This is a genomic window from Rossellomorea sp. YZS02, from assembly GCF_033963925.1.
In the GTDB taxonomy this organism is placed as follows: domain Bacteria; phylum Bacillota; class Bacilli; order Bacillales; family Bacillaceae_B; genus Rossellomorea.
The window spans coordinates 170,642-181,391 of record NZ_JAXBLY010000008.1 but is presented as its reverse complement, the minus strand read 5'-3'; the positions used below and the strand labels follow the sequence as shown (position 1 = coordinate 181,391).

The 10,750-nt window shown below is 41.4% G+C and carries 12 protein-coding genes and 1 other RNA gene; 11 read left to right on the top strand and 2 right to left on the bottom strand.

Annotated elements, in window-relative coordinates; translation table 11 throughout:
- Nucleotides 1-944: 944 nt before the first annotated feature.
- Both SLH55_RS10390 and SLH55_RS10385 read left to right on the top strand, forming a co-directional pair.
- A complete protein-coding gene (locus tag SLH55_RS10390) occupies nt 945-1,199 on the top strand; it encodes a hypothetical protein (protein ID WP_219168307.1) in 255 nt (84 codons plus the stop codon).
- A gap of 70 nt (nt 1,200-1,269) precedes the next feature.
- A complete protein-coding gene (locus SLH55_RS10385; protein WP_219168306.1) occupies nt 1,270-1,626 on the top strand; it encodes a YppE family protein in 357 nt (118 codons plus the stop codon).
- 28 nt (nt 1,627-1,654) lie between these two features.
- Here the strand turns inward: SLH55_RS10385 and yppF are convergent, their stop codons facing one another.
- Nucleotides 1,655-1,837, bottom strand: a complete 183-nt coding sequence (gene yppF, locus SLH55_RS10380; RefSeq protein ID WP_219168305.1) for a YppF family protein — start codon at nt 1,835-1,837, stop codon at nt 1,655-1,657.
- A 209-nt stretch (nt 1,838-2,046) separates the two neighbouring features.
- Here yppF and SLH55_RS10375 point away from each other — a divergent pair, with 209 nt between their 5' ends.
- Entirely contained in the window at nt 2,047-2,544 is a 498-nt protein-coding gene (locus SLH55_RS10375; protein WP_219168304.1) for a YppG family protein, read from the top strand.
- A gap of 39 nt (nt 2,545-2,583) precedes the next feature.
- Here the strand turns inward: SLH55_RS10375 and SLH55_RS10370 are convergent, their stop codons facing one another.
- Nucleotides 2,584-3,036 carry an Hsp20/alpha crystallin family protein gene (locus SLH55_RS10370; RefSeq protein ID WP_219168303.1) on the bottom strand — a complete coding sequence of 151 codons (453 nt, stop codon included), beginning with the start codon at nt 3,034-3,036 and terminating at the stop codon, nt 2,584-2,586.
- A 211-nt stretch (nt 3,037-3,247) separates the two neighbouring features.
- Between SLH55_RS10370 and SLH55_RS10365 the strand changes: the two genes are divergently transcribed.
- The 8 genes from SLH55_RS10365 (at nt 3,248) to SLH55_RS10330 (ending at nt 10,685) form a co-directional block, all read left to right on the top strand.
- Nucleotides 3,248-5,512, top strand: coding sequence for a DEAD/DEAH box helicase (locus SLH55_RS10365; protein WP_219168302.1), 2,265 nt, complete (start codon nt 3,248-3,250; stop codon nt 5,510-5,512).
- 18 nt (nt 5,513-5,530) lie between these two features.
- A complete protein-coding gene (locus tag SLH55_RS10360) occupies nt 5,531-6,820 on the top strand; it encodes a ribonuclease H-like domain-containing protein (RefSeq protein WP_320323352.1) in 1,290 nt (429 codons plus the stop codon).
- A gap of 320 nt (nt 6,821-7,140) precedes the next feature.
- Nucleotides 7,141-7,452: a CotD family spore coat protein gene (locus tag SLH55_RS10355; protein ID WP_219168300.1), complete on the top strand. Its 312-nt coding sequence runs from the start codon at nt 7,141-7,143 to the stop codon at nt 7,450-7,452.
- Nucleotides 7,453-7,714: 262 nt separating this feature from the next.
- The gene (locus tag SLH55_RS10350; protein ID WP_219168299.1) at nt 7,715-8,272 is read left to right on the top strand and encodes a DUF1273 domain-containing protein; all 558 of its coding nucleotides are present in this window, start codon (nt 7,715-7,717) and stop codon (nt 8,270-8,272) included.
- 104 nt (nt 8,273-8,376) lie between these two features.
- Nucleotides 8,377-8,685: a cell division regulator GpsB gene (gene gpsB / locus SLH55_RS10345; protein WP_206849149.1), complete on the top strand. Its 309-nt coding sequence runs from the start codon at nt 8,377-8,379 to the stop codon at nt 8,683-8,685.
- Nucleotides 8,686-8,745: 60 nt separating this feature from the next.
- Nucleotides 8,746-9,134: RNase P RNA component class B (gene rnpB, locus SLH55_RS10340), an RNA gene on the top strand.
- A gap of 150 nt (nt 9,135-9,284) precedes the next feature.
- A complete protein-coding gene (locus SLH55_RS10335) occupies nt 9,285-10,421 on the top strand; it encodes a THUMP domain-containing class I SAM-dependent RNA methyltransferase (protein ID WP_219168298.1) in 1,137 nt (378 codons plus the stop codon).
- A 96-nt stretch (nt 10,422-10,517) separates the two neighbouring features.
- Nucleotides 10,518-10,685: a hypothetical protein gene (locus tag SLH55_RS10330; RefSeq protein WP_206849142.1), complete on the top strand. Its 168-nt coding sequence runs from the start codon at nt 10,518-10,520 to the stop codon at nt 10,683-10,685.
- The last annotated feature ends 65 nt before the right edge of the window (nt 10,686-10,750 follow it).

Here is a 10,750-nt window from a genome sequence, read left to right as displayed (position 1 = left end):
AACAGTGTTGACAAGAAGGAATAAAATGACTCTTTCTTTTTACACAATTATATGGACTTAATCTTATTTGAACAAATAGGCGGAATTTTTCCGTCTATTTCAGCCTTCTTTTTATAATAATAATGATTAAGCGGAATTTTTCCGTCTATTTATTAGCTCAGGCGCCTAGACCCTCGAGGGCAAAAGTCAAACTACCCAAAAACGCAAATAACGCCTTTCTGGGTGTGGGTGGTTCGCCTTATGCTTGTCGGGTCTGAACGAGCCGCCTCCGCTTTTGATTAGTCCAGCTACGGGGCTTAGAGGCTCGAGGTCATAAGTCAAGAACACCAAAAAGGCAAAAGGCGCCTTTCCGGTGTTCTCGCCTTATGCTTGTCGCCTCTTAGCAAAGCCCCTCCGCTTTCTAATTTAGTCCAGCTCCGGCGGCTAGACCCTCGAGGTCACAACTGAAAAATCCCATAAGGCAAAAAACGCCTTTTGGGATTTCCCAGTTGTGCTTGTCGGGTCTGAACGAGCCGCCTCCGCTTTTGATTAGTCCAGCTACGGGGCTTAGAGGCTCGAGGTCATAAGTCAAGAACACCAAAAAGGCAAAAGGCGCCTTTCCGGTATTCTCGTCTTATGCTTGTCGCCTCTTAGCAAAGCCCCTCCGCTTTCTTAAGTCGCGGGTCTGTTTTCCCCTTCGAGTTTAGGGTTGCCTTTTGATGCTTTGGTTTCGGTTGGTTGTTTTTTGGTTTGTTTGTTATTTTGATTCTTCATTGAGAAACACCTCCACCCATAGTATTTTGAGTTTTTCTTTGTTTTATTCAGGTACTGTCGAAACATATGATGCCGGATGTCCTATTTCCACTTTCTTTGGCGAAACGCTTCTAGTTTTGTCAGGGGAGGAGGGAAAGGGATATGTACGGAGAATTACTGTATTAATCCAAAAAAAAGGTGGGAGGATTCACATGCTTCCAAAACAAGATATTATGTTAAAGTTGGCGGAAATCGAAGAAAGCCTTAATCAATTGGAACAAAGTCTGCATGATCGTATTTCCGTGGAAGAGCAGGAAGGATTGAGTGGGCTGTCGGATCAAATACAGAAGGTGGAAGGCCGGTTAAGCGCTGTCGAACGGAAAACAGGTACAAAAACGGGTCTGATAAATAATAGAGAAAAGTCTTATGTCTTACAAAAACTTGAATTATCTTTTAAGACGTCTTAAACTGACTTTATAAGAAAGTAGCACAGTGCTACTTTTATTTTTTGTCTATTTTTTGCATGGAGGGCTTTGTTTGAAAGAATTGAAACAAGTAACGGAAGAACTTCTCTTGCTGGTCGAGAAGATGATGAGTGAATATAAAAGCAGGCGGGAGTCAGGTGAAAAAGGAGACTTTTACACTGAAGTGAAGCCTTTTGCAGATGAAGTGAAAGACAAGAATGATCGTTGGAAAGAGGGTTCCCTGAGCTGGATTAAAGACTCCAAGCCTAAACACCTCCACTTGCCTCAGATTATGAACACCTTCGATAATATTGAGATGTTATCGGTTCACTGTTTTTTTCCGGAGTCGAGTTATAACCGGTTCATCAGTCATTACCAATCTGTATCATATGTTCTCGGGACTCAGCTCGATGAACTGAAAGAAAAATAAGAGGCTGCCATTTGGGGCAGCCTCTTTCTTATGGAGTTGAAATGGCATTTTCTTCTACTGTATTGATCTGCTTCGCTAACTCTTTGTAGTGGAGAAAGGAAATCTCATTCGAAATATAAAGTTTTTTGGCCAGTGTAAGAAGTTCTTGTTGATCGGTTGCTTGATACTGTTTACTGCTTTCATATCTTTTCAGCAATTGATTAAGGTCCATCTTGATTCCTCCCGATACTTATATTTCATAAGACGATAGCTTTGCATCTACATTTATCCTATCATAGAAAACCCTTTCTTTAAGTTGTAAGAATAGTGTAACTTCCGACATTCTTCTTAGAGTTTGTCGAAAGATCTTTATGGGTGTTTTCACCATTATTTACGTTGATACATAATGTATAGTAACCACTAAATGTAGGGGGGCTAAGTATGAATTCTTCACCTTATTCGAGACAGGTCCGATATCAACCGTATCCGTATTACCATTCTCCGCCTGCGAATATGGGGCCGATGATGAACTATCCTGTACAGGGGATGAGACCACCGAATTATGGTCCTTATCAAGCTAATTACTTACCACAGCCGGATGGGCCATATTCCGGTGCCGGGGGTCAGATGAACCAATATCAGCAGATGAATCAGTCGCAGCAGATGAATCCATATTTTGAAAATCCTCTTCAACAGAAAGAATACAATCCTTACCAAATGAAGGCAATGGAACAACAAAACTATGCTAATCCTTATCCGAAGGCATCATTTATGGCGAAACCATCTTCCGGTGGGGTAAGCGGCATAATGAATTCCTTTAAATCCCAGGACGGATCGTTAGATTTCAATAAAATGATGAATACTACAGGGCAAATGATGGGTGCTATTAATCAGGTGTCTTCTCTTGTCAAAGGATTAGGCGGGATATTTAAATTCTAGACCAAAAAGGAGCTGCACTTCCCGCAGCTCCTTTTTCATTTATTCAATTTGTATTCGCTTCCCTGATTCCTTGTTCACTTTTACTGATAATAAACCATCTTTATAAGAAGCTTTTACATTCTTTTCATTCACGACCGTTGGAAATGGAACGGTCCTACTGCTTTTGCTTATGGATTGCTTCCTTTTGATTGTCTGGTGCTTTTCATTTTCTTCTGAATATACTCCTTTATTGGTCACTGATATCGTGATGTACTGAGGGAACACATCCAGTTGTATCTGCTCTTTATTTACACCGGGAAGTTCTGCAGTAACAACATAATGATCATCTGTTTCAGTCATTTTTACCGGGAATGAACCAAAAGGATTAGCAGAAGATGTAAAGAACTCATCGATACTTTGTAACATTCCTTTCATCGGTCTTTCATGAAAAAATTCATTCATGGAATGCATCAGGTCACCAAACCCTTTTCTGTTTGAAGAATCGTTGGACATTGATATGCTCCTTTCAGGCAAACGTATTCATATTAGTGTATGAATGGCTGATTAATATGTGCATCTGTCCTATACAATCAAGGAACCACCGAAATAAATGGTAGTTCACTCTACTTCATTTCGGTTCTTTAATGAAAGGAAATGAAAAAACACTAGTTTTCCTTTAGTTTCGAACATAGATTCGGTAAAATGAGTAAGAGAGGTGATAAGAATGTTTAAGAAAAACAACCTTCAACAATTGATAGAGATTTTTAAAAATGACCAGAATTTCAACAAACAGATTGCTCATTGGCATACCATTGATGAAAAACCGGCACAATTGGTAGACCTGCCAAATGAAATAGATGAAAGAATAAAAAAAGCCTTGAATAAGAGGGGGGTCGAAAAGCTTTATACCCATCAAAAATCAGCTTTTCAGCTTGCTATGGAGGGGCACAGCTTCACTGCCGTCACGCCGACTGCGTCTGGAAAGACGCTTTGTTATAATCTTCCTGTACTTCAAACCATCATGGACAACCCGGATGCACGGGCTTTATACATCTTTCCTACCAAGGCACTAGCACAGGATCAGAAAAGTGAGTTGAACGAGATTATACAAGAGGCAGAGGTTTCCATCAATAGCTATACATATGACGGGGACACTTCTGCTAATATCCGTCAAAAGGTAAGAAAAGCCGGGCATATTGTCATTACGAATCCCGATATGCTTCATTCAGCCATTCTTCCACATCATACGAAGTGGGTGTCGCTATTTGAAAATCTTAAATACGTCGTTATTGATGAACTTCATATTTATAGAGGGGTATTTGGATCCCACGTCAGCAATGTGATCAGAAGGTTGAAGAGGATTTGTGAATTTTACGGTGCTTCACCCATTTTCATCTGTACATCGGCAACAATCGCTAATCCGAAGGAGCTTGCTGAGCATCTAACCGGCGATGACATGAAATTAATAGACAATAATGGGGCACCAAGTGCAAAGAAACACTTCGTATTCTATAATCCCCCTATCGTCAATAAACCGCTGAATATTCGCCGAAGCGCCACCCTCGAGGTGAGAAGGATCGCTTTAGAACTATTGAAAAATAAAGTACAAACCATCATTTTTGCGAGAAGCAGAGTCAGGGTGGAAATTATCCTTACGTATCTACAAGATTTAGTGAAAAGTCAATTAGGAGCGAAATCGATCAGGGGTTATCGGGGGGGATATCTTCCGACACAGCGAAGAGAGATTGAAAAAGGTTTGAGAAATGGGGAAATATATGGTGTTGTTAGTACAAACGCCCTTGAATTAGGTGTAGATATCGGCCAATTGCAAGTTTGCATCATGACTGGGTATCCAGGGACGATCGCAAGTGCTTGGCAACAGGCTGGCAGAGCCGGCAGACGACATGGAGAGTCTCTCGTCATCATGGTGGCAAGTTCCAGTCCCCTTGACCAATTCATTATCGAGCATCCAGATTATTTCTTTGAGCAAACCCCCGAAACGGCAAGGATCAATCCTGATAATTTAATCATTCTTATCGATCATATTAAGTGCGCAGCCTATGAACTGCCTTTTAGAGATGGCGAGCAATTTGGCCAGCATGAAATTGAAGATATATTGGAATTTCTTGTAGAAGAAAGAGTCGTCCATAAAAATGGAGATAAATGGTATTGGATGAACGATGTGTTTCCAGCTCATAACATAAGCCTTCGTTCAGCTTCTCAGGAGAATGTCATCATCATCGATCAAACGGATATCTCTGCTGTGAAAGTCATTGGGGAAATGGACCGTTTCTCTGCCATGACCCTATTGCATGATGAAGCAATCTATTTACATCAGGGAGTTCAGTTTCAAGTAGAGAAACTGGATTGGGAAGAAAAAAAGGCATTTGTAAGGGAAGTGGATGTGGACTACTTTACGGATGCGAACCTGGCTGTACAATTAAGGGTGCTGGAAACAGACAAAGTGAGGAAATCAGAGATGTTTGACGTAGCATTCGGGGATGTGACCGTTCAAGCGATGGCAACGATTTTTAAGAAAATAAAATTTGATACACATGAAAATATCGGATCTGGTCCGATTCATCTTCCTGAAGAGGAATTGCATACGAGCTCCAGCTGGATTTCATTAAAAGATGCTGACTCTTTCAGTCAGGAACGACTTGAAGAAGGGCTGATCGGGGTATCCCAAAGCCTGAAATCTATCATTCCGTTATTTGTCATGTGCGACCCAAGCGATATTTTCGTAGTCCCGCAAATCAAGGCTGCCCATAATGAACAGCCGACTATCTTTATATACGACCGCTACCCGGGCGGAATCGGGCTCAGTGAAAAAGTGTATGAACAATTTGAGAAGATTCTCCATGAGGCATCTTCCATGATTGAGCGGTGCCCCTGTCAAAGCGGCTGCCCTTCATGCATAGGAATGGAGCATTCCCTCCACACGGCCAAACTGGATTCATTAAAGCTCCTTCATCTTTTCCTTCAATAATGGAAGGGGGATACAAGCATGTCATTGAAAAATAAATTAACGAGAATGAAAAAGCATATTATCCGTGAAGAAAAGGTGGGTGCTGAGAGACAAGAGCCATCTGTCGAGGATAGGGTCGACCTGCCATTTATAAATGTGTGGAAAGAAAATGGGTCTGAACTATATTTCATAGATGATGATTTCTGCCTGGTGAGGGAGAAACGATATCCTATTGAGCATCAGCATGGAGATTATGCGTTCAAGGATTTCATTAAAGCTGTCGATGCGTGGCAGGGGTTCACTGGAAATCATCCCTTGTCTTCTAAAGGGCTCTCCCATGACCAAATGTTCTTTTTTGATACAGAAACAACAGGACTCGGAGGTGGGGTCGGAAATACGATCTTCCTACTGGGACATGGAAGAGTAACCGAGACAGAAGTCATCATCACACAACACTTCCTTCCACAACCAGGGAGTGAAATTCCTTTATATCACAGCTTCCTAAGCAATGTGGATTACAACACGTTAGTAACCTACAATGGGAAGGCCTTTGATTGGCCTCAAGTTAAAACAAGGCATACTCTCATTAAAGATCATGTACCGAAACTGCCAGCATTTGGGCACTTTGATTTATATCATGGTTCCAGAAGGCTATTCAAGCACAAACTTGAATCTGTAAAGCTCGTCAACGTGGAGCGAAACATTCTTGGCTTTCATAGAACCGATGATGTTCCTGGGTATCTGGCTCCCATGATTTATTTTGATTATATCGATCGTAAAGACCCGGAAGGTATCCTCAAGGTCATGACCCATAATGAATTGGACATCCTGTCGCTCATCACTCTATATACTCATTTGACTTTCCAACTCCTGAACGTCCACGATCAGGCAAGCGGGGAAGAAAGATTTGAAGTCGGCAGGTGGCTGGAGTATACCGGTAACACAAGAATTGCTAAAGAGCGTTACGAGGAACTCATCAAAGAAGATAAAAAGCCGAATTATGAGGCCATGCATCAGCTTGCCCTACAGTATAAAAGGGACAAACAAACGCACAAAGCGATTAACCTGTGGGAAGACATCCTGGAAGGGGCACCGGTTTCAATCCGTAAAGGAGCAATGATCGAATTAGCTAAACTATATGAACATAAGACAAAGGACTTGAATCGCGCTATGGACATGTGTGTACAACTATCAGCTTTGATTGGAAACTCGGTGGAAGCCAGTAAGAAGGACCTCACGCTTTCTGAAAATCTGATTCACCGCATGGACCGGATAGAGAGGAAATTGGAGAGAGAAACAAAACAAACAAGACCGTGGGACAAAGAATAAATTCATCCAGTGTAAAAGTGGTTCCATCTTCTTATTTTTATATTGAGAATTTTCAAAAGTAGTTGTAAAATAATAAATTGTGTTGAAAATATTTAAAATAAGAAGGAATGATGAAAATGAACCGCGCCATCTTGATTTTGTTCTTTGTCGTCATTGGTTTAACAGCCTTTGTTTTTACCAATTATTCACAAAGTTTATATAGTTTCATGTAACGATAAAAAATGTTCTTCCTAAAAATAGGTATTTTCATTAGTACATGTACCCTCTCTTCTTCATAGGCTATTATTGTAACAACTAAGCGATGAAAGGAGAGCGTTAGTATGTATTGCAGACCAAGACCTAATCAAGTACTACCTGCAGTTGTACACCCGACTAAATGTTGTGTGAATCACAACATGACGACTTATGAGGTGCCTCATATCCACCCGACCCACACAACAAACGTGAATAATGTTATGTATCAACATAAGCATTATTTCCCGCAGACACAATCACAAGTAGACAGTGTTTCACATCAACAGTTTAATTGTGGTGGAGGACCTGGAGGCCCTGGAGGACCTCAAGGCCCAGGGGGACCAGGATTCGGACCTCGGCCAAGACCACCATTCGGCCCATACGGTATGGGAAGATAATATATCAATGATGATTTCAAAGGGATGCATCTAAAAGACTGGACTCAGTATGTAGTGATAGAGTGTTTCTGCACATTATCATATACGAGAGAGATCTTTCTTGAAGGAGCATCTCTCCTTTTTTAATAGCGAAGGATGATCATCCTGAAAGATTTCCCGATCTTTAGAAACAGATGAAATATGATACAATATACAGTAAAGGATTAGGGTACACTAAGTGAGTAAAGGTACCGGATGTACCCGGAGTAAAGGGGTTTTCAATTTGGGGAATGTTGCATGTGTAACTGGGTATAAATCCTTTGAATTGGGAATTTTCAAGCAGGATGACAAAGCCGTTTATTACATAAAGCAAGCATTGAGGAAAGAACTGTTATCTCTCTTGGATATTGGCTTGGAATGGGTGCTCATCAGTGGACAGCTTGGTGTAGAACTCTGGGGGGCGGAAGTTGTTTTTGAACTTCAGGAAGATTACCCTGAGTTGAAATTGGCCGTCCTGACACCATTCATTTCTCAGGAAGAAAACTGGAATGACCAGAACAAGGAATATTACGAACTGATTCTGTCTCAAGCTGATTTTGTCGAAACGATTTCAAAGCATCCTTATCAGAATCCACAGCAGTTCCGGAATAAGAATCAATTATTTTTACAAAAAAGTCACTCTTGCATCATTCTATATGATGAGGAAAAAGATGGTTCGCCCAAATACTTCTATGATGAAGCGAAGAGGAAAAAAGAGTCCGATCCTTCTTTTGAATTAAGGGCAATCAGTTTTCAGGATCTTCAATGGATCGTTGAAGAAGAGCAGTGGAAAACAGACTGAGTAAGCAGGATTCAAGCCGATATACCACCGAATTCATTTGAAATAGATTGACAAAATGATGGTTTTTTGAAAAAATGATAGTGATAAATATAGAGGTGAATAGAATGATCTCAGATAAAGTGAAATTAACGGCAAAGGATATTCTCGAGAAAGAATTCAAAAGTGGAATGCGGGGATATAAGCCGGAAGACGTGGATAAATTTTTAGACTTGATTATTAAAGATTATGAAACCTTTCATCAAGAGATAGAAGATCTTCAGCAGGAAAACCTGCGTTTGAAAAAGCAGGCAGAAGGTGCTGCTAAGCAACGTACACAGGCTCCACCACAGCAGACAGGAACAACCAATTTCGATATTTTAAAACGTCTGTCCAATTTAGAAAAGCACGTATTTGGAAATAAATTATACGACTGATTTTTCCAGTTGAATTTCTAGGTGAAATACCGTATAATTAGTTATTGCTGTTCCTTAATGGTGTTTGGGTAATCGCTGCAACGTTAAGTTGTAGAGGAAAGTCCATGCTCGCACGGTGCTGAGATGCACGTAGTGTTCGTGCCTAGCCAATTCATAAGCTAGGGCAGCTCAAATTGGGCTGACGGCAGGGAAAACACCTACGTCTCATTTCCTGAGATATGGTGTGACTACTTTGAAAGTGCCACAGTGACGAAGTCCTGTTAGAAATGACAGGAGTGGAACGAGGTAAACCCCACGAGCGAGAAACCCAAATTAGGTAGGGGAATCCTCTCAGAGGAATTGAACGAAGAGAGGGACAAAGGAATTTCCTTTGTAGATAGATGATTACCGCCCGAGTACGAGACAAATAGTCGCTTGCAGTACAACGGAACAAAACATGGCTTACAAAACACTATTACGGGATAAAAGCAATATGGATTTAATAATGCAAGTGACTGATACATGCAGGTAATACACTGCTCTTTTGTATCAGTCCTTTTTATTTTAATGAGTACAGGTACATACTATTGTAGTGTGATATTTTTGAGCGGGGTGACATTATGGGTACATATACATTAATCGCAACGGCAGCGATGGGCTTGGAATCGATTGTTGCCAAAGAAGTGAAGGAACTGGGGTACGATTGTCAGGTTGAAAACGGGAAGGTCATCTTCAAGGGGGATGAAACGGCGATTGCACGGGCCAATATGTGGTTGAGAACTGCCGACAGAATCAAGATCCTTGTGGGAGAATTTAAAGCGTATTCCTTCGATGAGCTATTCGAGAATACAAAGAAGCTTCCCTGGGAGGATTTCCTCCCTGTAGATGCAGAGTTCCCCGTACAGGGTAAATCCGTTAAATCAAAGCTGTACAGCGTGCCTGACTGCCAGGCGATCGTCAAGAAAGCGATTGTGGAACGTCTGCGTACTGCTTACAAAAGAACATCCTGGCTGGATGAAACGGGACCTCTTTTTAAAATTGAGGTTGCCATCCACAAAGACGTGGCAAGCATCACACTGGATACAAGTGGACAGGGTCTTCATAAAAGGGGATACCGTATCGGTCAAGGTGAAGCCCCATTAAAGGAAACCCTGGCAGCGGCATTGATCCAATTAACGACCTGGAATCCTGATCGCCCGTTTGTTGATCCGTTTTGCGGGTCAGGGACCATTGCGATTGAAGCCGCTCTGATCGGCCAGAATATTGCACCTGGATTCAACCGTGAGTTCTTGTCGGAGGAATGGCCGTTAATGCCTAATGATGTATGGGAGAAAACTCGTCTGGAAGCTGAGGATTTGGCTAACTATGACCAACCACTTGAAATACTCGGTACGGATATCGATCATAGAATGGTCGAAGTTTCCAAAGAAAATGCATTAGAAGCAGGGCTAGGCGACCTGGTGAAATTCAAGCAAATGCAAGTCAGAGATTTCACTTCAGACTTAGAATACGGAATCATCGTTGGAAATCCTCCTTATGGAGAACGTTTAGGTGAACGTAAAGAGGTAGAGCATATGTATCAGGAGATGGGAAAAGCCTTTGAAAAGCTGGATACTTGGTCTGTATACATGCTGACTTCCCATGAGAACTTTGAACAGTGCTACGGGAAGCAAGCCACCAAGAAACGTAAATTGTTCAATGGATTCATAAGGACAGACTATTATCAATATTGGGGGCCGCGTCCACCGAGAAAATGATTTTTCCTGTTTGAATAAAAAAAGATGAAGAAGTTCAGAATATCCTTTTCACTTCCTGCGTATAATAGTTCTATCATTTTTAGGGGAGTGAATAGGATGGACCATTCTTCCATCGATTTCCACAAAATCTATCAAGCCTTACAAAGCTCCATTTCTTCCATATCGGGTGAAGAAGGAGCGGGTGCAGACTTGCATGAAGCTGCGAAAGATCTGGATCAAGCATTTCAATATGAATTGCTTAGAAAAAAGAGAATATACGACTGAGTACAGTCTCGAAAGACCAGGGACATCCATACAAATGGTAGACTCACCCTTTGTATGGAGAGTCT